Here is an 18,901-nt window from a genome sequence, read left to right on the forward strand (position 1 = left end):
AAAGCTTTTGCTATTTTGATACATATATTCCTGTGTTTGATGTTACCGGGTCTTTTATATGCAAACGTTTGTCTCCTGAGAGTATTCTTGTTTCTATATTTACGAGAATCGCTTTAGGGATATCGTTTTGATAAATCGTGTCTTTGTTAAGACGATTCAGCGGTTTGTTAAAGTCGAGTACATCTCCTATGTAAAATCCGTCGGAATATTTCCAGAAGCCTCCTTCCTGAAGTTGATTTTCCCGGTTTTGGCAAGAGGACATCACGCATAAAACCACAGCTCCTGAAATGATTGCCTGTTTAGTTTTCACTGGTTTGTAACTCATTTTTCAGGATATTAAAATTGTCTTCATCAAAACTTACGAGAATTATTTCTTCGATCGGGCTTTCCGACTGCAGGAAGTGACGGATGGCCTGCAGGGCAACCTGTGCTGCCTTTTCTTTTGGAAATTTATAGATTCCGGTGCTGATACTTGGAAATGCAATGGTTTTGCAATTGGTTTCAGCAGCTAAGCTAAGCGCGTTTAAATAGCAGTTTCTAAGCAGTTCATTTTCATTTTTTGTACCGCCGTTCCAAACGGGCCCTACTGTATGAATCACATAGTTAGCGTTGAGTTTTCCTGCTGTTGTTATGACGGCTTTCCCTACTTTACAGCCTCCTTGCCTTGCAATGATTTTCCGGCAATCCTCCAGTATTTCGCTACCGCCGGCACGATGTATGGCACCGTCTACTCCGCCTCCGCCAAGAAGCGAGGTATTTGCGGCATTTACAATGGCGTCGGCTTCCAGTTTTGTGATGTCGCCTTTTTTGATGGTGATGTTGCTCATGGCTGCTTTTTGGGTTTAACTATTCCGGACGTAGCTATGGCAGCAGAAATTTAAACGTTTTGTTTTGTACTCCCTAACCTAAGTCCTCTACTAATTTACAAAAAAAATATAAACGGCTTTTGCGACAGGGTATGTTATCGTGTTTTAATAATTGTTTAGATAGTTGGTTTTATAGGTTTTTGGTGAGTGTGATTATTCAATAAGCACGAGCGAGGGGGATATAATCTTTCAATTATTAATTTGTGATTAGATAGTAATAAGTGTTATTCCGTCAATAAGTATTCTCTTCCTCCTACAATATAGCTTATTACCTTTGTAACATAATATTTAGTAATTCTTATTTGTCCTCCTTCATCAATTTTTCTAGAATGATTTAAAATTACTTTTAATTTTACATTGTTATTATGAATTATTGAACCATCAAATACAAGCTTTTTAAACTTTTGGTCTTCCATTACAAAATTAATTATCTGGCCATTTAAAAAACCTCTCCATCTAAAATTACCTTGTTTTAATACAGATGAAATCAAATCTATAGTTACTTCATTATCTTTAATATCAGGAATATCTTCATTAAATAAAATAAATTGTTCGTAATCACCTAATCTTAATTCAGATTCTTTAGTAGTAGGTGTAAAATTGTATAATTTTCTTATAGATATTTTCTTAATTTGTTTATTTAATGTAAGTTTTTTGAAAAAATTTGACCTTCTCCAAACTATCTTATAATTCTTTAGAAGAAAATCTATAATTTTTTTGAAAGTATTTTCATCAATATTGCCCTTATAGCTTATCCCAAGTTTTTTTAATTCTTCTTTTTTTAGTAAATTATCTAATTCTAAATTTTCAATTTGAGCCTTATCTAATCTTTTATCTTTAATAGGATATCTAGATAAAATTAGTGTTACTACACTTACAATAAGATTTATTATTTCGTTATTTTCATTGACAAATTTCCAAATTTCAATAAATCCACCTTCTTTTGGTGGTGAAGATTCGATTCTTACACGTAAATCTAAATCATTAATAATTTCTTGAAAAAGTATTAAAAGTTCTTTCTCACTTTCATTTCTAAAAAAAGCATCAATTTCATGCGATTCATCATGGAAGTAATAGTGTAGTTCAATTTGATTCGAAAATATCTTCATAGCAGATGGAAAATTTAAGTATGTAATAAAAGGTTATTCAATTGATTGAATAATTTAGCATTAAGTTTGTGTGTTTAGTAATTCTTTTAGTTCATCAATTGTTAAAAATTTTCCATCAAATTGTTTATGTAACATTCTATGACAATTTGAACATACTAAACTTAAATCATCCAAACTTGTCTCTGTTACCCCTGATTCTGAAATTGGAGTATTATGGTGACACTCTATAAATTCAACCCCATATTTATCAATAAATGAAAATTCACAAATTTCACATTTTAAATTTTGTTTCTGAATAGCTAATTGTTTTTTAGCCTTAATAATATTTCTGTCCCTTTCTCTTGCAAAATGAGTTACTAGTCTCAATCTTCCTTCAATAACAGATAATGATGTATCACTATTATCAATTTCAATTTCTACACTTCTTGTAAAAATTGGAGAAGTTTCAAATTCTTTTCTAAAAAATGGTATAAACTGATCCCAAATATTTTTTAGTAAAATGTCATAGTTTTCTACATTAGAAATATTTGCTATTTCACAAGCGTTTCCTTGGCTTATTCCTTGAAAATTCACATTACTCCAAAATGTAGATGAAACAGGAATGGCATTTGAAGCATCTGTTTTAGCAATTAATTTTACTTTTCTTCCGTATTTATAATTTTCTCTATCTTCTTCTCTTCTAATATTGTCAATAGGAGTTACTAAATGAGTAAAAACTTTTTTCTTATTTATGTTTTGATGAAGAAGAATTATTTCTCCAATTTTAGGACTCAAGACATTCCCTTTATGATGAGTTGGAAAGTGTAAAGTAAATTCTTCGTCTTCCAAGTCGATATATGCTTGGCCTATGTCTGAATTAGTAATATTTTTTGCCCAAATTATATCAAATGGAGTATAAGGTCTATTCATTTAAGTATCTTTTTATGTTTCCGCTATCTCCCAAATATACACAATAATCCATATTCTACAACTATGCGATATATTTTACAGTTAATTGTATTTTAACCCGCTAACCTTCGTTATTCTCCCATTTCCAGTTGTAAAACAGATTTGATTTTTTGTTTTTCAAGGGTGAATTCAAAAAAGGAGTTTTTGTCGTTTTCGAGGGTTTCAAAAAAACGGTGTTGTGGTATTGTTTTGGTCGTGAAATAGGTAAAATCGTCGGATAAGTCCAACCGATGTTCCTGAGAGGAAACACATTTAAGGTCGTACAGGTTGGTACATTGTTCGTTGTTGCCCTCTGCATCGCTGACTGATGCTATGGCGGTTTCTATCGTTGCACAATTAAAATGCACCACTCGCCTGCCCGCTTCTGTTGTTAACCTAACGTTGGTGGCAAACAGTACGGAATCTGCTGTTATGGTTTTTTCACAACTACAGTTTTTGTCCGGGGTTTTAGGATTGTTACAGGCAAACAGCAATAATGCTGTTAGGGAATAGATAACCAGTTTAAGGGGGATATGATGGTAGATAACATTATTATTGGCGGGCTTTTTCATGTCTTTTCTCTGTGTCGTGCGTGATTTGCTCACTGTTTTATTCAAATATTTTACAGATATATAGAATTTATACTCATTTCTTCCGTTTCTTTTTTGCTGATGCTACGGCTTTTTCATTGTAATCGAGGCAGAGATTTAACCAGAACGCCAACTCTTTTTGGGTTTTGTAACCGCTTGCTTCTACATAACAATAACCTTTGTATTCGCGCCCTTTCATAATCGTGGGCAGAAAACCTGTCCGTTCGGAAAGCTGTTCTGTGAGTTCAGGATTAAAACGACACATCAGGATATCGCCTTTTACATTAATGCACATTTTATCATTAACCAAAAAGGCTAATCCGCCAAACATTTTCTTTTCTTCTATTTTTATATCCTGAACGGTGCTCAGGTATTCTCTCACACGGTTTTCGAGGTTGTTGTCGTTGGTTATCATTGGTTTTATGGTTGATTTTTTCTTTCTAGCCCATGGTTTAAACCATGGGCGAAAGAAACAATTAAATATACCAATATTATTTTTATAATCGATTGAAAATTAAGGATTAAAAAAGTTGTTTAAGACAAAATATCCGGCTTTCTATTATTTAGGTCATAAATTATTTATCTTGTCATCTATTATATTCATCAATTTTTATATTTCTGTTGGCATTGTTTGCCTCTTCTATGGCTTTCAGTATAGCAGCGATTTGAACTTTATCTATCCAATTTTTGCCAAAGAAAACATATTCTATTGTTTTTGTGTTCTTTATATCTTCTAACGGATTTTTTGAAAGTAACACTAAATCGGCATTATAGCCTGCTTTGATTTTCCCGGTATTGTTTTTCATCCAACTGCCGGGTTCTGCCGTTGCGGCGTAAAGTGCCTGTGCGTTTGTCATGCCGGATTCAGATAATGACTGTAATTCGTCATGCAGCGAAAATCCGGGAACCATTATAAAGGTGTTCCTTCAATAATTTTAGGATTCGCATATTTTAATTCTATTTTTTTCAGTTCAGATTTTAAATCAAATCGCTGCCGTGGAAAGCTTTCAACGATTGAAATGGTAGACGTTACACAGATATTGTTTTCTTTTATTTTTTTCGCAATTTGATTGGCATGTGCCTGTAAGAAATTGAGGTATTCTTCCGGGTTTTTAGCAATTGATTTTCCAAAATCGTCCATATTTTTTTTGGTTATTTCTTCAATATGGGCCATTTCTTTCTGACCTGACGGATAAAATGTTTCTAAGCTAACTAATGGTATATGCCCGACAACAGGAATATTGTATTTTTGGGCAATATCGATTGTTGTTTTAAACATTTCGGGATTAACAAAACCATACATTTTAAGGGCGCCGTACCCTTGTTCTTTTAGTTTTTTTATTTCTTTTTCGGCCTTATTTTCAGTTGCATAATTGATGGATTGCCGGGTCCACTGGTAGTAATAGCCCTTTATTCCGCTTTCGCTGTATATGGGCGGAGAGGCGATAAAAAGCCGTGGTCCGATTCCGTTTTCCTGTATTGATTTTCGCCATTCTAAGGTAATTGGTCTTCCGGCCATTTCTCTCACAGAAGTTACGCCATTGGCTAAATACAGGAATAAATCGTTTTTACTTTCTTTTAAATGCACGTGTGAATCGATAAACCCGGGAATTAAATACTTGTTTGTTCCGTCGAGTATAACGGCATTTTTTTCAATGGATTGATGTGTGCCTAAACGAATTATTTTTCCGTTTTTTATAACGATATCCTGATTTTTGATGAAGTGGCTGCAATCTTCTGAAAGTACATTGGTGTTTTTTATGATGACTGTTTCAGCTTGTTTAACCATGGAAGAAACGGAAATAACTTCGGTCGATTTGCCTAATACTTTGTTCAATTCATTATCTGCCCAGAAAAATACACAACTAGTAATACCCAGTAATGCCATCATTACGTACAGCCCTTTTCTGAATCTCATTTTCTTCATAAATTTATTATTTTAATTGTGATGTAAAATAAGGTGATGAAAATGTGAATTCTGCTGTAAAACAGGGATTAGGTACGAAATGGGCTGTTTTAGGGATGAAAATTATAAGGACAATAATTGTTCTTTATACGTTTTAGAAACCGGGAGTTCCATTTGCGTCAACAGTATTGTATTCTGATTTTTCCAGGCTTTAAAATGGGTCGGATTTATCAAATGCGAACGATGAATCTGAATTAAAAAATCAACATCTTCCTGAACTTTTTTAAGTGTACTGCGGATTAATTTTGTTTTGAGCTGCTGTTCATCTGTATAAAAAATTTCGACATAATTCTGAGAATTAGAAATACAGACTAAATCATTCCGGTTTATTTTCAGAATATCCAGTTTGTTTTCTCCCCTGATTACGATGTCATCATTACTGATGGTGGCAGTCTCCGTTTTGGCCGGAATAAGTTTTACCGAATATCGCCTGGCTAACAGAAATATTGGTGTTGAAATGAGTGCTGATTTTAAAATGATGACCGTTAAAAACTCGACAAAACGATAGCCGCCATTTAAAACAGGGCTTTTGTAGTAAAAATAGGTGCTGAACAAAAAAAGCAGGTAAAAAGACAATAGGCTGATGAGCTCAAATCCAATGTTCCATTTTGCTATTTTGTCGTACACTTTTTTCTGAAGCAAAGTAATTAATCCATAACACAGAAAAGCTATAAAACTGAATCCGCCACTTATAAGCAGCCATTGTTTGGCACTGATGGTTCCGTCGTCAAAGGGCTGGATAAAAAAAGCGAAAATAAAGAACCAGAAACTGATAAAAACTCCGATCAGCAAATGGTGTTTTACCGAAGGATTTATTTTTATGTTTCTTATAAGCAAGGTGTAAATATTGAAATTTTGCATTTTAAGTGTCAAGGCGTTTTTTAGTCTTCTTTTTTCAGAATTCCTTTTTCAATACTTTCCTTCATCAGGTTTTCTGCATACTTCCAAATGGTTGCTGAACCTTCTTTAATGGCTTTTTTCTTTTCATACACTTTTTCATACGGCACATTAAATTCTGCCCATGTACCTCCATTGTTCGAGGTGTTCTGCAGCAACGGTTCTAACCTGTCCATGGTTTTTGCAAATTTGGCTTCATTGGTATGACCGTCTTCAAATTCTTTCCAGATGGTTATAAACTCTTCCGCCTGCTCTGCCGGTAAAAGTCCGAATATTCTTTTTGCAGCGCTCAGCTCTTCGTCTGTATTTGTATGGTTTTTGGCAGTGTCGTAAATAAATGTGTCGCCTGCGTCTATTTCCACAATATCATGGATTAATACCATTTTTAAAACTTTTAGCACATCAACCGGATGGTCAGCATGTTCTGCCAGTACAATAGTCATCATGGCTAAATGCCAGCTATGTTCCGCATCGTTTTCGTGCCTGTCGCTATTGAATAATTTCGTTTTGCGCAGCATGTATTTTAACTTGTCAATCTCTTTAATAAAGGCTATTTGTTTTACTAAATGGTCAGCATTCATGTTAAGGATAAAAAATATTTAATAACAGTCTAAAGTTATGAAAAATAGAAAAACTTCGCCTATGGTTTAACCTTTTCGTCCAAGGTTTAAACTTTTCTTTTCGCCCATAGCCCATAGTTTAAACCATGGGCTAAAGATTGTCGGTTATTTTTACTTTGTAATACTCATATTCGTTGCCATCTTCTTTGTATTGGATAATCTCCCCGAAATAGAGTGTTGTATCGTCTGTCCAGAATTCCTTTTCGGTTGTACAAAGCCACTGGTTGTATTGCTTTTTAAACATTTTATCGAGTTCGAATACTTTTTGAAATGTCCCGTTTTTCTTTTCCTGGATAAAATAATAGTAGCACTCCTGCCCTTCAAATACTTTATTGAGTCTGTATTTTTCGCCGGGCGATGTTATAATCAGTTCCAGGTTACCTATAGCATAGGTGCCTTGTCCGGTTGTTAAATTAAAGCTGACATCGGTGGTATGGCCACATTCGAGTAAAAGCACATCCTCAGCCGGAAAATATGCCACAAAACTACATTCGCTTACATCGACTTCGTTTTGATTTGAAATTCCGTTTCTGAAATGGATTGCATTAATTCCTAAATAATTGCCCGTTTCTTTAAAATCGACTATCCCGGATAATTGTTGTTGCACGGTTTTAAAATCGGTTACCTTTTCCAACGGTTTATTTACTTTGGCGTGCTGACGGGCAGTATGAAATTCTTTTGCACTTATTTTTTCTATTTGCAGTGTTTTTTTAACCGGATGCGGATGTGACGAAGCAACGGTATCGGTGGCCGTTATTTTAGGATTCAGGGTTTCATTAGATGGTTTGACGGTATTTATTTTGATCTCCTGTTTGCAGGATATGATTCCTGTAGTCAATACGATAATGACCGATAGTTTTTTTATAGATTTCATTTTCTTATAGTATGGTAGACGTTAAAAGCGGTGTAAATACGCGTTTCTTTCCGTTTACCGTTTTTATAGATTTCGACTTTCTCTTTGTCGCCCGATTTTTTATTGAAATAGATGATTTCGGTGACCATTCTTTTTCTGTTGAACAACTCTGTTTTAAGGTTCCGGCCGTCTTCCTGGTAATGTATGCTGCTCAGGTTGCCGTTCTTTTTATAAAAATACGTTTTTGAATTATAAAAATTGCCTTGTTCAATGGTTTTACCTTCATAAACGTAGCTGGCGGTATATTTTCCTTCCTGAATGAGTTGTTGTTTATCGTTATAGATAAAATAATACGAGCCATCTTTCGGATTGCGCAGTTCATAACGCATGGCTAATTGTGCTTTTGAACATGGTCGGTGCTGTACGTATTCTTCTGCCCGGAAAACCGCAGTATCATTTTGCGAAACCCAGAGTGTATCGGTATCCTGTACACCTGTTTTTTGGTATATGTTGTATGTGATTTTCTTGTCTGTTTGGGAATCATCATTTGTATGGCACCCCGTACAGCCAGAGGTAATCGTCAGCACAAGAATTAGTAAGGATAAGATATTCATTTGTATTTTTTTGTTGCTATTATTGTGTTAACACGGAAACCACCAGTGCATAAAGTAAACTCTTCCGTCTTTAAAAAATAGTTTAATATGCCCGTCGGAGATGCCTTTTTCATCTTCTTTTAACTGTATAACCCACAGTTTTCCTTCTTTATCCATGCCCAACCTTCCTTTTACGGCAGTCGGAAACAGTTGTTCTATCGCATTCATTGTGGTATGGGTATCTATGCGGATGCCTTTGTAGGTGATAAAATTACCGTTGCGAAACCAGAATTCATCTACCGCTACGCTGTCGTTACTGGTTTCAAAACGCGAGCCGTTTTTATAGCAATAGGTATCGTCGGGGGCTTCGGTATCGAAAATGGTAACACATGGAGCTTCTTCTGAAAGTCGTTTTATGCTGTCGGGTTGACCAAAAACTTTTTCAAAGTCACGGCGTGTAAAAAACCGTTTCAGCTTACCATTGAAGCGGATATCTTCTGCCAGCATTACGTCATTTGAGACAGCACCCGCGCCGGGCTTGGCAATGGGTGCACCGGTATTGCACAACTTATACCAGTCGTTTTTCTGAAGAAGGGTTGTATCGTATTGTAAAACCTGTGGATTATCCGGGTCGTTGGTAATGTCCAGCAGTTTACCTGTCTGCCGGTAAAGTTCCAGCCAGCCTACGGCATGTTCTGTTACTCTTTTTTCGGAAGGTGTTTCGGAAATATCATTGATTACATACAGTTTAATGGTGGCTTTTTCAGGTGTCAGATAGGCAATCCGCGCTTGTACCACCGTATCGTTAAAATGCGTAAATGCAACGGCATTACTCGACCTGACAAGATTCGACAACAGTTGTTCACACGAAACGGCTGTTTGTACCATTTTACTGTCGGCATGGACAGTATCTGTTCCCTGCTGGGTTTTATGATCTGAAGGTCCCCGGCATGAAAACAATGCAATGGTTATAAAAAGGATGAATAGTCTTGACATAGGTTGCTCTTTTGCTTTTTTTATTTCACGGATATGCACAGAGATTTGCTGTCTGCATTTATCTGCGTAATCTGCGGGCTATTATTTTTTTTCCGTGTATATCGCTGATTTTCACTGATTGTTTTGTTCTGCACATTCTTTCTGCGTTTATCTGCGTAATCTGCGGGCTGTTTCCTCACTTATGTATATGGAAATCTGCTGTTTTTCACGTCAGATTTGTCACTATCTTTTTCAAAAGGACAATTTGCCCCAGATGATAGTAGCTGTGTTCTATCATACCGTCGATATTTCTTTGATAACTGCCGTATTTTTCATCTACAAAATGTTCCTGCAATTTTTCTTCAGGCAGTTTTTCAATTAGCTGAGCGAGTTCTTCCGAATCTTTCCAGAAGCGCGCAAGGAAAGCCTCCCATTGTGCCTGTGATTCCATCGGAGGAAAATCGAAACTATACTGGTCTTTTATGTCTAAGTTTCCTCCCAGAAATACATTTTTTACCCCGTTGATATAGTAATGAATGTGTTGTGCAAGCAGGGAAATGGTATTGACATCCTGACATTTTGCCGTGGCTGTTTTCCAATCGATATTTTCCAGCTCGTTTTTAAAATTTGTATTGGCTATCCAGGTGCCGTTCAGGGTGACTTCGCGCAACCGGTTGGCCAGTTTGGTTTGATGGTTCATGTTTTATTGTTTTTTCTCACAGATTTCAGGAGTGTTCACGGAAAGATATCTTTAGCTCATGGTTTAAACCATGGGCGAAAGATATCCGTTCAATATATTCTGTGTTTTCTTTGCGCTTATTTTTATCCATTCAGCAATGCCTCGGCACTCATTTTACCAAAATTATTGGCTGCCAAAGGACTGTCGCCTGTAATTAACTTTCTGTCGGTGAAGCAGGCGCCTGAAATGTCATTATTTAAAATTTCTACACCTAAGGCTTCTAATTTTTCGCCGTAGAACCATGGCATTTCACCGGGTACATACCCTATTCCGGGTGTTTGTGTATCGATTACATCCGGGAAAGATTTTATCCGGTAACCTTTGTACGGGAAGTTTTCGGGTGCTTCGTTATGCGCAGCAGCCAATAATGCGGCCGGTCCGTGGCAGATGGCCAGCATAAATTTACCGCTATCAATGGACCAGTTGATGACTTTTTTCAGGTCGTCATTTTCCGGTAATCCCAGCATAGCACCGTGGCCTCCGGGCAGAAATACCGCAACATATTCGGTATCGGACTCCATATTGCCCGCTACAAAATCTGCCAGGCTTTTTGGTTGCTGAAACTGTGTACTATATTTCTCGAAAATGCTTTTTACAGCTTCGTCTTCCGAAGGCATTGCCCACATTTCTATGGCTACGGGAGCACCTGTAGGCGTGAAAATAGCAGCTTCGAATCCTGCTGCTTCCAGGTGCAGCATCGGGACTAATGTTTCTACGGGATGGTTTCCTGTCGAGAACTTTTTACCGTTTTTCATCGTCATATACCGTTCTTCGGTACACACGACCATTATTTTTTTATGCTTGTCGGTATTGGGGTTGTCATACTTGCTGAAATCGTAATCGGTTTTAGCCGCTACAAATTGCGAGCGCGAAAACGGTGATGGTTCGTAACCGATGCCGTCAAAAACGGGTTCTTTGCTTAATTCTTGTGTCATAATGGTTGTTTTTAAGTTGATTTTGATAATGTTATGGTTATTTTTTTTCTCTCTCAGATTTCAAGGATGTCCACATAAATTTATTTCCCGCTGATGTCGCTGATTTTCGCTGATCGTTTTATCCTACACATTTTTTCTGCGTTTATCTGCGGGCTATTATTTTTCTACCGCTGATTTATTTCTTTATTTTTATTCTCACTGATTTCACGGAAGTGTACAGAACTAAACAAATCTGTGTTATTCTGTCTCGTCTGTGAGTTATTATTGTCACTTCACCCTGCAGGAGCATTCATAATGGGCACTGATATAGGCAATAGACTCTTTGCAGAGTGTTTCTAAAACGGAAAGGTCAATATCGGACAGTTTTTTCACATAGATACAGGCTTTGCTCATTTTGAATTTGCCGAGATGATCCATCACAGCTTTACTGCGTTCTGTGTCGGAATAAACATACAGGGAAAAAGCGGCTTTTCGAGGGGAAAACGCAATAACGGGCGCATCTCCTTCGTGTCCGCTGGCGTATTTGTAATGGTAATTGCCAAAGCCGATAATGGTGGGTCCCCACATAGCAGGCGCAGCACCGGACCATTCCTGCATGAGTTCTATCAGCCGGAAGCTGTCTGCTTTTTTCTGGTCGTTGTCAACATAGGTGTTTACAAAATCGGTCACGTCCTGTCCCGTATAGGTGGTTTTAGTTTTTGCCATGATTTTGAAATTATTGCCGTAAGATCTTGTCCATTTTTCTTCCTTTTGCCAGTTCATCCACCAGTTTATCTAGGTACCTGGCCTGGCGGGTCAGCGGATTTTCGATTTCTTCTATACGATAGCCGCAGATAACACCTGTTATCAGGTTGGCGTTGGGGTTAAGTTTAGCCTTTTCAAAAAAGGTTTCAAACGTGGCTTTATCGTCAATGAGTTTTTGCAATTGTTTCGCATCAAAACCGGTAAGCCATTCAATGACCTGTTGCAGCTCTTCTTTTGTACGGCCTTTGCTTTCTACTTTGGTGATATAATGCGGATATACGGATGCAAAGGTCATTTTCGCAATGCGCGCATCGTGTTCGGGCGTTGTTTTCATATCAATCTGTTTGTGTGCTTACCGCCCAGTAGTTACCTGCAAAATCGTAGAATGCTCCTCTGGTGTCGGGGTCGCCTGGTTTTTCAATAGGTTCACAGCCGTTTTCAACGGCTTTTTCAAATGTTTTGAAAACATCGGGGACATATAGATGCAGCATGGTTTTGTTTGCGGCATACTCTTCAGTGCTGTCGCTTATCATGATAACACTGTCGTCCAGTTTTACTTCTATGTGACCAATTTTTCCGTCTTCACGGTCGAATCGTCTCAGTATCTTACCATCAAAAACTGCGACCAGCAAATCGACCAGCTTTAGGGCATTGTCTACAATTAAATAAGGTGAAAGCGAATTGTACTGCTCGGGTTTATAGTTTTTCATGTTGTTTTCATTTTACAGGGTGGAATATTTTAGGATTACTCTTTTTGATTTAACAGTTTCAGTGTAATCCCGATTTGTCCTAAATGGTAAATATCGTGATGAATCAATCCTTCTACTAGGTATTTGTAGGAATAACCGGGTACGTAATCGTTTTCTTCCAGATAAGCATCGGTTTTGTCTGCCAGCAGGTTCACTAATTCGGTTTGACTTTCTAATAAGTCTGTTTTTAATTTTTCCCACCCAATGGTTTTCAGCTCTTCGTTAGTCCGCCAGTTTTCGGGGCTGTCCATGGTAACATATGATTTGACGCCCTGTAATTTTTTGATACCTTCAATGCGCCAAATCAGGATATGCGCCGCTAGTTCTGCCACGCTGTGAAGTTCCGGAAGGGGCCTGATAAAAGCGTTTTCTTCGTTTACGTTTTCCAGTTTTTTACTGAAATTTTCGTCCAGCCAGCTGCTTCCCTCATTGTTATTTTTTAATTGCTGCACAAAGTTGTTAATCAGTTTATTTTCCATCCTTTTTCAATTATTGTTTTACCATCCGGCTAAACGACACGCTTCAAGTTACATGATAACGGGCAGTGAATGTCTAAGATACAAAAAAAGCGGATGTAATTTATATTCGCTTTTTCTCTCACGAATTTCACGGATATTCACGGAAAGATATCTTTAGCCCATGGTTTAAACCATGGGCTAAAGATATATATTACGTTTCATTTTATACTTCATATTAACCTTCCTTACTCCAAATTTCGCGATTTTATTTCTTTTTTTACCGCATTATTTGCCGCGAGGCTCTTTATCATGGGAACCAGCAGCAGAACCGGTAAAAGCGTGAAAAACCGAAATCCGTTTTTGATGGCACCATACACCGCGACAACTAAAATCCCTATTAGGAACCCTATGAGAACAGCGTGCAGAATACGGTTTGCATGTATCTTTTTTTGTTTTTCCAGTAATTCGTCGTCGCTCAGTTCAGACAGTTTATTGTTAGTCATTGAGGGTCTTTTTATTGCGGTTGTACGTATTTTAAAGCTTCAGGGCCTTTCAGCATGGCGAAAATAACGCCGATAATCATCAAAATCATTAAGATGATAATGAATCCTGCCAATGTCAGTAAAACGGTTATAAGCACACGTCCGATAATACTTTTTAACGGTTTATCGGGGTAAAATTCTTTGAAAAACCAGACTAAAATAAACGGAATGATTAACGTATAAATGGTCGCAATGGGAATGATGAAAGACGCATTGCTTTTAAAAATATACATAAACGGGTAAATAACAAAAATGCTTATCAATGTATAAAAAGTCAGGATATAAGCATTCATCACGATGTGTTCGTAATAATTGTGTCCCCATTTTCTGAATGCGAGTTTGGTAAAAAGCGCAAATAACGGGATTAAACACAGCATAATAACCGAATTATAACTCGACGTAATGGTCATATAATCGTTCATAAACTGCGAATTCACATGTTGTTTCGCATAATACGCCCCCATTATTTCGTTTAACCCGATAATTTTATAGGAAATAAACGCTGAAATACCGCTTAAAACAAACGCCAGTAAAATCGGTTTGTAATGATTTACCCTGTTGCCGTCGATAAAATCGCGAGCGGTTTTTCCGGGATTTTTGATAATGTTTTTTACAGAATACAGAAACCCTTTGTTGGTGTGTAAAACGGTGTATTGTATCTCGTCGGTAATGTATTTTTTGTCGATTCGTTTGTATTTTTTCTGTCCGCAGTTGCTGCAGAAATTCCCGGTGATGGTCTGGTTACAGTTCAGGCAGTTATCGTCCATTTTGATTGTGTTTTCTCGTGTTTATTTCTTTGTTTATGAGGCTCAGATTCGCCAGTAAAGGCATAAACATGACGGGGAGTGTAAAAACAGGAATAAGGGTAGCCAGGGGAACGTTTTTGAGACCTTTTGTGGCAAAAAGATAACTGAAAAAAGCTATGACCAGCAGAAAAACAATGCCGAAACCTATCGTAACGCCTTTTAAAAGGTCTCTTTTTTTAATTAGTTTTTCGGTGCTTACTGCCGATAATCTGTTGTGGTTATTCATATTTCTGATGTGTTAAATTTTTTGTTAATATACAAATTCATCTCAAAAATAAATCACTTGGAACCTACTATTTTTCAGTCCATTTTATAACAAATTAAATTATTGAAAAACAGTAAAATACACTGACAACCCTCCCCTTTCGGGGTGTATCTGTCCCGGGTATTAAATTGTCAAAGTGTTGAGTAAAACTTCGCTTGATAAGCGTTTAAAAATGAAAAAAATACCGCAGTAATCCGAATGCTAAACTGATAAGTACCAGGTAAAGCATATTGATGTTGTATTTTATCAACAGAAATAAGGAAAAAAACACCCAGCCTAAAGCTACCCAGTCCATGGCAGCAAATGAAAGAGCGGACGATTTAAACAAAATTTCACCACCCAGGTAAAACGCAAGGTTAACAATAACCCCGACTACTGTGGCCGTGATAAGCGAAAGCACATATTGAATCATAGGGTAATCCTGTGCTTTTTCAATTAAAGGAGCACCCATAAATATCAGGATAAAATTGGGCAGAAATGTAAAGTAGGCGGCAACGAGCAGGCCGACAGTTCCCATGAGAATGGATCCGTTAAAATGATTGAACCCCGCCATAAAACCCACATACGCCAGTACAATAACCAACGGTCCCGGTGTGGTTTCGGCAAGTGCAAACCCGTCAACCATCTGCGTTTTGGAAAGCCACATCAGTTTGTTGGTCACCATCTGGGCAACATACGGAATAACGGTATAGGAACCGCCAATGGTAAGAAACGCGGCTTGTGTAAAGAGTAACGACGATTTTTGCCAGAAAGCGGCATCGTCTAAAAAGTAGAGAATTCCGATAAACGGCAGCAGCCACAGCAGCAGGAATACGATGGACTGTTTTACCAGACGCGAAGCCGGTATTTTTTGCGGCAGCTGTTCCGAATGAATGTAATAGTCCTGTTCCCGCTCTTCTTTTCCCTTTTTTTTCTTTTTCAACCGGGTGTGTTTGGGGAAAAACAGGTGAACCAGGATGCCAAACAGGATGACTGAAAAAACAATCCACGGCATCGGGATACGCACAAAATAAGACAACACAAAAGCAGCAATAGCTACACCGTAATGAACCGGGGTAATAAGTGCCTTTTGCCCTACTTTCCAGGTAGCGAATACAATAATGGCGAGTACAGCCGGTTTCAGCCCGTCGAAAACGGAAAGCAGTAAAGGCGTATTGCCATAAATGGAATAGATGCAGCTGAGTCCGAGTAAAATACAAACAGAAGGCAGCACAAAGAGCACTCCTGAAGCTACGCCGCCTTTTATACCGTGGAGTTTCCACCCGATGTAAATGGAAAGCTGGTGCGCCTCGGGCCCGGGTAAAATCATACAGGCATTGAGGGCATGATAGAATTTGCTGTTACTGATCCATCGTTTTTTGGTCACCAAAAAATCGTGCATAATGCTAATATGCCCCGTGGTACCGCCAAAACTAATCCACCCTAAAATAAACCAGAACCGTAAGGCTTCTGAAAAAGATGGCGGTGAAATAACAGCTGTTTCTGCTTCTTTTTGTTCTGTACTTCGGATACTGAATTCCGGAGCGGCAAGTTTGGATTCAGGCATTTTATATTAACGGGTATTTTTGTTATGCTGTAAAGTTTACCATCATCATTAAACGATTGTGTTTGTAATAGTATATAGCTTAATGTTAAACTTTAATAAAAAGCATATTTTAATCTAATTTAGAACTACTTAACAAAATAATATTTAATATTTTTATTCGCAATTAAAGATACGAATTCGTGCCGTAACCTCCTACTTTTTTCAGGTTATTTTCCCGTTATTTTCCGGTTAAAAAACAGTACTGCTATGGCTGTTTTCTCTTTTCTTTTCCGGGTACTTTTTAGGAAAGAATCTTTTGCCCAAGTTTGAAACCGTAAGTTAAAAATTCCTTTTACAAGTAACCAGCGGCTGATGCTTAACAGGAAAATTGACAGAATTCGCGATAAAGCAAAATTCGCGGGCTTTGGTATGCAGTTCAATGGCTTTTGCAACCATGTCTTCACTTTTTACCGTGACATGCGGATGCAGTGTTACCTCGGTAAAACGACCGTTTCCGTCCTTTTCCTCGCGCAGTATTCCCTCCGCTGTGTCCACATACGCCTCCACGATAACGTTGTTCACGGCACAAAAATGCAGGTACCACAGCATATGGCAGGAAGAAAGCGACGACACAAGAAAATCTTCCGGATTGTGCCGGGTGCTGTCGCCCCGAAAAGCAGGATCCGACGAGCCCAGAATCAAAGGTTTGTTTTCAACAGCGATGGTATGGCTTCGTTCGTAGTTTTTATAATGGTCGGTTCCGGAACCGGTATTGCCGGTCCATTCAATTTTAGATTGGTAGGTATGTTCTTTCATAACACTATCGTTTGATTTTCAATGGTACGCTATTCATGCAACTTCACAGGCACCGGTGTTTGTTCGGTTCTGCTATATGGCTATTGTTTCCCTGATATATTTTCTAAAAATCGCGAAACTCATCGAACCACTTATTCCCCGTTTCAGGAGAAATGTTTAACGACGAAACTTCTACAAGCTGGCTCACCGCAAGGCCTGTATCCTCTCTTTCTACCGTTTCAATGTCCGGCAGGTTGTTGATGATACTGATAAGCCCGGCAACAGCCGTTTTGACTTCTTTTTCTGTTTTGGCTTTTGCAATTTCTTTTACAGCCGTTTTGTATGCTTTTGTTGCAATTTTAGCCTTTTTAGGTTCCCAGTTTGTAAACGGAATACCGTATTCTGTGGTAAACCAAACAGCACTTCGCAATTTAGATACCGAAGAATACTCCAGTTCCTTTTCTTTTGCCAGTTGTTTTAATTCGGTGCTGAGCCTTTTGCCCGTTGTGCTGTCAATGTTCCACCCGATAAACGATTTCAGATGTGGCCATGAATTTAAAGCCGGAAAATGTTCAATATCCGGTGCATAGCGTATCCCGATACGTTCCAGGTTTTTCAATTTGCTTAAACAAGCAACGTTTGCCATATTACCGGTTATATTCAGGTTTTTAAGGTGCGGAAACTGAAGCAGGCTTTGGCAGTCAAATGCCTGTGCTAAGGGCTCAACAGCAATATCGAGCGAAGTAATGCGGGCCAGGCTTTTTAAATGCGGAAGCTGATACGGTAAGGCCGATTTTTCTTTTTTCGTCTGCGGATTAATGATAACAAACGGATTGGCGTGTGTGGCAGCAATATCAAAATGTTCCACAATTCCGAATAAACCAAGTCGTTGTATTCCCGAATGCGCGGTGTTTTGATGATCTAAAATAACGTTTACCGGGGTATCTTTCGCAGTAATATACAAACTGCGAATCTGAGCCGCACTCAGGTCAATGGAAACCGGTTTATCCGGGCACCATGAGAAATCTTCAACAGCTCTTTTTTCCGACCATTTTACAAACCCGGTATCATTTCCCCAATAGTAGAAAAACCGTGGCCACAGTCCGCCGGCAGGCGTTGTAAAAGCATCAAACGCATTCCAGTTAACAGGCAGGTCTTTTTCCACCAGTACATCATATTTTTTCTTGTCCCTACCCGCCTGTCCGATCGAAAAACTACCTTGTCCGGCCTGTATTTTCACTTTGTGACTGTCCGCCCCTGTCAGTGAAAGTGTTATAGCATTATCGCTGTTCATGTTTTGTGTTTTGTGTTTTGCAAATGTGCCTTTCTTCTCCAAGTTACAAAAAATACAAGTAAAATATTTAGGTTCAGTTAAGTAAATAACAAAATGATAACTTCAACGAAAGGGGTTTGCGTGAGGGATAGCAGCGGCATCCTTTTGCATCATGTAATGATGCAAAAGATACAGCGGATAGCCCGACCCGAAGGGACACGCCCAAAATATTAAACGTTTCTGTTTGCGGAGGGCATCAGTCCAGCAAACCGTTTTCTTTCAGGTGGTCAAAAATTAACTGGTCGACTTCTGAGATTTTGTCTTTATCGGAATGGTGCAGCCATTTCATTTCTTCAATCTCGGCGCTGACTTCTAATTCTCCCGTGTAGGCCGCGGTGTAGCATGTCATGCGTACTATGATGCCTTCTGCGTGTCCGTGTGCCTGTGCTTCGAATGTGCCCAGGTAGCGGAGTGTCTGGCTGTCAAGGGTTACGCTGAGTTCTTCGTTTATTTCGCGCAGCAGTGCCTGTTCATCGGTTTCTCCGGTTTCTCTTTTTCCGCCGGGAATATAATATTTGTCTTTGCCGTAACTTTTTGTGGAAAGAATGGTGTTGTTTTTCAGCTCTATCCAGGCGAGCTTGTCAATTATTTTCATTTTTTGGTAAAAAGGGTTT

Annotated in this window: 26 protein-coding genes; all 26 read right to left on the reverse strand. The window is 38.3% G+C overall.

Annotated features, from left to right (window positions below; all coding sequences use genetic code 11):
• Positions 1-10 precede the first annotated feature (10 nt).
• The 26 genes from H277_RS0102070 to H277_RS0102195 all read right to left on the reverse strand — a co-directional run bounded on the left by H277_RS0102070 (position 11) and on the right by H277_RS0102195 (position 18,882).
• Positions 11-325 (reverse strand): hypothetical protein, encoded by a 315-nt coding sequence (locus tag H277_RS0102070; protein ID WP_019973910.1) that lies wholly within the window; start codon positions 323-325, stop codon positions 11-13.
• A complete protein-coding gene (locus H277_RS0102075; RefSeq protein ID WP_019973911.1) occupies positions 300-827 on the reverse strand; it encodes an O-acetyl-ADP-ribose deacetylase in 528 nt (175 codons plus the stop codon). Before H277_RS0102075 ends, H277_RS0102070 begins: the two co-directional genes overlap by 26 nt.
• Positions 828-1,090: 263 nt before the next feature.
• A complete protein-coding gene (locus tag H277_RS0102080) occupies positions 1,091-1,975 on the reverse strand; it encodes a hypothetical protein (protein WP_019973912.1) in 885 nt (294 codons plus the stop codon).
• Between the two features lie 60 nt (positions 1,976-2,035).
• Positions 2,036-2,884: an HNH endonuclease gene (locus tag H277_RS19585; RefSeq protein ID WP_019973913.1), complete on the reverse strand. Its 849-nt coding sequence runs from the start codon at positions 2,882-2,884 to the stop codon at positions 2,036-2,038.
• Positions 2,885-2,994: 110 nt separating this feature from the next.
• The gene (locus H277_RS0102090) at positions 2,995-3,474 is read right to left on the reverse strand and encodes a hypothetical protein (RefSeq protein ID WP_146810346.1); all 480 of its coding nucleotides are present in this window, start codon (positions 3,472-3,474) and stop codon (positions 2,995-2,997) included.
• Positions 3,475-3,547: 73 nt separating this feature from the next.
• Complete coding sequence (locus H277_RS0102095) at positions 3,548-3,907, reverse strand: TfoX/Sxy family protein (protein ID WP_019973915.1); 360 nt, start codon at positions 3,905-3,907, stop codon at positions 3,548-3,550.
• Positions 3,908-4,079: 172 nt separating this feature from the next.
• Positions 4,080-4,403, reverse strand: a complete 324-nt coding sequence (locus H277_RS0102100; RefSeq protein WP_026357357.1) for an amidohydrolase family protein — start codon at positions 4,401-4,403, stop codon at positions 4,080-4,082.
• Entirely contained in the window at positions 4,403-5,419 is a 1,017-nt protein-coding gene (locus H277_RS0102105) for an amidohydrolase family protein (protein ID WP_026357358.1), read from the reverse strand. Before H277_RS0102105 ends, H277_RS0102100 begins: the two co-directional genes overlap by 1 nt.
• Positions 5,420-5,521: 102 nt before the next feature.
• The gene (locus H277_RS0102110; protein WP_019973916.1) at positions 5,522-6,319 is read right to left on the reverse strand and encodes a LytTR family DNA-binding domain-containing protein; all 798 of its coding nucleotides are present in this window, start codon (positions 6,317-6,319) and stop codon (positions 5,522-5,524) included.
• Positions 6,320-6,339: 20 nt separating this feature from the next.
• Positions 6,340-6,936 (reverse strand): HD domain-containing protein, encoded by a 597-nt coding sequence (locus tag H277_RS0102115; protein ID WP_019973917.1) that lies wholly within the window; start codon positions 6,934-6,936, stop codon positions 6,340-6,342.
• A 130-nt stretch (positions 6,937-7,066) separates the two neighbouring features.
• The gene (locus tag H277_RS0102120; RefSeq protein ID WP_019973918.1) at positions 7,067-7,849 is read right to left on the reverse strand and encodes a hypothetical protein; all 783 of its coding nucleotides are present in this window, start codon (positions 7,847-7,849) and stop codon (positions 7,067-7,069) included.
• Positions 7,846-8,442, reverse strand: coding sequence for a hypothetical protein (locus tag H277_RS0102125; protein WP_081623182.1), 597 nt, complete (start codon positions 8,440-8,442; stop codon positions 7,846-7,848). Before H277_RS0102125 ends, H277_RS0102120 begins: the two co-directional genes overlap by 4 nt.
• Positions 8,443-8,469: 27 nt before the next feature.
• A complete protein-coding gene (locus H277_RS0102130; RefSeq protein WP_146810344.1) occupies positions 8,470-9,417 on the reverse strand; it encodes a hypothetical protein in 948 nt (315 codons plus the stop codon).
• 205 nt (positions 9,418-9,622) lie between these two features.
• The gene (locus H277_RS0102135) at positions 9,623-10,096 is read right to left on the reverse strand and encodes a hypothetical protein (RefSeq protein ID WP_019973921.1); all 474 of its coding nucleotides are present in this window, start codon (positions 10,094-10,096) and stop codon (positions 9,623-9,625) included.
• Positions 10,097-10,218: 122 nt separating this feature from the next.
• Entirely contained in the window at positions 10,219-11,070 is an 852-nt protein-coding gene (hchA, locus tag H277_RS0102140) for a glyoxalase III HchA (protein WP_019973922.1), read from the reverse strand.
• A gap of 267 nt (positions 11,071-11,337) precedes the next feature.
• The gene (locus H277_RS0102145) at positions 11,338-11,832 is read right to left on the reverse strand and encodes a DUF1801 domain-containing protein (RefSeq protein ID WP_244874865.1); all 495 of its coding nucleotides are present in this window, start codon (positions 11,830-11,832) and stop codon (positions 11,338-11,340) included.
• The gene (locus H277_RS0102150) at positions 11,786-12,148 is read right to left on the reverse strand and encodes a DUF2200 domain-containing protein (protein ID WP_019973924.1); all 363 of its coding nucleotides are present in this window, start codon (positions 12,146-12,148) and stop codon (positions 11,786-11,788) included. Before H277_RS0102150 ends, H277_RS0102145 begins: the two co-directional genes overlap by 47 nt.
• Before the next feature lies 1 nt (position 12,149).
• Positions 12,150-12,524 (reverse strand): VOC family protein, encoded by a 375-nt coding sequence (locus H277_RS0102155; protein ID WP_019973925.1) that lies wholly within the window; start codon positions 12,522-12,524, stop codon positions 12,150-12,152.
• A gap of 35 nt (positions 12,525-12,559) precedes the next feature.
• Positions 12,560-13,042, reverse strand: coding sequence for a DinB family protein (locus H277_RS0102160; RefSeq protein ID WP_019973926.1), 483 nt, complete (start codon positions 13,040-13,042; stop codon positions 12,560-12,562).
• 224 nt (positions 13,043-13,266) lie between these two features.
• A complete protein-coding gene (locus tag H277_RS18480) occupies positions 13,267-13,524 on the reverse strand; it encodes a hypothetical protein (RefSeq protein WP_019973927.1) in 258 nt (85 codons plus the stop codon).
• Between the two features lie 11 nt (positions 13,525-13,535).
• Positions 13,536-14,330: a DUF3667 domain-containing protein gene (locus H277_RS0102170; RefSeq protein WP_019973928.1), complete on the reverse strand. Its 795-nt coding sequence runs from the start codon at positions 14,328-14,330 to the stop codon at positions 13,536-13,538.
• Complete coding sequence (locus H277_RS0102175; protein ID WP_019973929.1) at positions 14,320-14,595, reverse strand: hypothetical protein; 276 nt, start codon at positions 14,593-14,595, stop codon at positions 14,320-14,322. The genes H277_RS0102170 and H277_RS0102175 overlap by 11 nt, the downstream gene beginning before the upstream one ends.
• Positions 14,596-14,800: 205 nt before the next feature.
• A complete protein-coding gene (gene chrA, locus H277_RS0102180; RefSeq protein ID WP_019973930.1) occupies positions 14,801-16,180 on the reverse strand; it encodes a chromate efflux transporter in 1,380 nt (459 codons plus the stop codon).
• A gap of 318 nt (positions 16,181-16,498) precedes the next feature.
• Complete coding sequence (locus H277_RS0102185; RefSeq protein ID WP_019973931.1) at positions 16,499-16,975, reverse strand: OsmC family protein; 477 nt, start codon at positions 16,973-16,975, stop codon at positions 16,499-16,501.
• A gap of 103 nt (positions 16,976-17,078) precedes the next feature.
• Positions 17,079-18,290 (reverse strand): leucine-rich repeat domain-containing protein, encoded by a 1,212-nt coding sequence (locus H277_RS0102190; RefSeq protein WP_019973932.1) that lies wholly within the window; start codon positions 18,288-18,290, stop codon positions 17,079-17,081.
• A gap of 193 nt (positions 18,291-18,483) precedes the next feature.
• On the reverse strand, positions 18,484-18,882 hold the full coding sequence (locus tag H277_RS0102195) for an NUDIX hydrolase (RefSeq protein ID WP_019973933.1): 399 nt from the start codon (positions 18,880-18,882) through the stop codon (positions 18,484-18,486).
• Positions 18,883-18,901 lie beyond the last annotated feature (19 nt).

The organism is Empedobacter brevis NBRC 14943 = ATCC 43319, assembly GCF_000382425.1.
Classification (GTDB): domain Bacteria; phylum Bacteroidota; class Bacteroidia; order Flavobacteriales; family Weeksellaceae; genus Empedobacter; species Empedobacter brevis.

Coding starts and splice junctions, on each gene's coding strand:
- H277_RS0102070 (WP_019973910.1), bottom strand. CDS start 325: ATGAGTTACAAACCAGTGAAAACTAAACAGGCAATCATTTCAGGAGCT.
- H277_RS0102075 (WP_019973911.1), bottom strand. CDS start 827: ATGAGCAACATCACCATCAAAAAAGGCGACATCACAAAACTGGAAGCC.
- H277_RS0102080 (WP_019973912.1), bottom strand. CDS start 1,975: ATGAAGATATTTTCGAATCAAATTGAACTACACTATTACTTCCATGAT.
- H277_RS19585 (WP_019973913.1), bottom strand. CDS start 2,884: ATGAATAGACCTTATACTCCATTTGATATAATTTGGGCAAAAAATATT.
- H277_RS0102090 (WP_146810346.1), bottom strand. CDS start 3,474: ATGAAAAAGCCCGCCAATAATAATGTTATCTACCATCATATCCCCCTT.
- H277_RS0102095 (WP_019973915.1), bottom strand. CDS start 3,907: ATGATAACCAACGACAACAACCTCGAAAACCGTGTGAGAGAATACCTG.
- H277_RS0102100 (WP_026357357.1), bottom strand. CDS start 4,403: ATGGTTCCCGGATTTTCGCTGCATGACGAATTACAGTCATTATCTGAA.
- H277_RS0102105 (WP_026357358.1), bottom strand. CDS start 5,419: ATGAAGAAAATGAGATTCAGAAAAGGGCTGTACGTAATGATGGCATTA.
- H277_RS0102110 (WP_019973916.1), bottom strand. CDS start 6,319: ATGCAAAATTTCAATATTTACACCTTGCTTATAAGAAACATAAAAATA.
- H277_RS0102115 (WP_019973917.1), bottom strand. CDS start 6,936: ATGAATGCTGACCATTTAGTAAAACAAATAGCCTTTATTAAAGAGATT.
- H277_RS0102120 (WP_019973918.1), bottom strand. CDS start 7,849: ATGAAATCTATAAAAAAACTATCGGTCATTATCGTATTGACTACAGGA.
- H277_RS0102125 (WP_081623182.1), bottom strand. CDS start 8,442: ATGAATATCTTATCCTTACTAATTCTTGTGCTGACGATTACCTCTGGC.
- H277_RS0102130 (WP_146810344.1), bottom strand. CDS start 9,417: ATGTCAAGACTATTCATCCTTTTTATAACCATTGCATTGTTTTCATGC.
- H277_RS0102135 (WP_019973921.1), bottom strand. CDS start 10,096: ATGAACCATCAAACCAAACTGGCCAACCGGTTGCGCGAAGTCACCCTG.
- hchA (WP_019973922.1), bottom strand. CDS start 11,070: ATGACACAAGAATTAAGCAAAGAACCCGTTTTTGACGGCATCGGTTAC.
- H277_RS0102145 (WP_244874865.1), bottom strand. CDS start 11,832: ATGAACTGGCAAAAGGAAGAAAAATGGACAAGATCTTACGGCAATAAT.
- H277_RS0102150 (WP_019973924.1), bottom strand. CDS start 12,148: ATGAAAACAACGCCCGAACACGATGCGCGCATTGCGAAAATGACCTTT.
- H277_RS0102155 (WP_019973925.1), bottom strand. CDS start 12,524: ATGAAAAACTATAAACCCGAGCAGTACAATTCGCTTTCACCTTATTTA.
- H277_RS0102160 (WP_019973926.1), bottom strand. CDS start 13,042: ATGGAAAATAAACTGATTAACAACTTTGTGCAGCAATTAAAAAATAAC.
- H277_RS18480 (WP_019973927.1), bottom strand. CDS start 13,524: ATGACTAACAATAAACTGTCTGAACTGAGCGACGACGAATTACTGGAA.
- H277_RS0102170 (WP_019973928.1), bottom strand. CDS start 14,330: ATGGACGATAACTGCCTGAACTGTAACCAGACCATCACCGGGAATTTC.
- H277_RS0102175 (WP_019973929.1), bottom strand. CDS start 14,595: ATGAATAACCACAACAGATTATCGGCAGTAAGCACCGAAAAACTAATT.
- chrA (WP_019973930.1), bottom strand. CDS start 16,180: ATGCCTGAATCCAAACTTGCCGCTCCGGAATTCAGTATCCGAAGTACA.
- H277_RS0102185 (WP_019973931.1), bottom strand. CDS start 16,975: ATGAAAGAACATACCTACCAATCTAAAATTGAATGGACCGGCAATACC.
- H277_RS0102195 (WP_019973933.1), bottom strand. CDS start 18,882: ATGAAAATAATTGACAAGCTCGCCTGGATAGAGCTGAAAAACAACACC.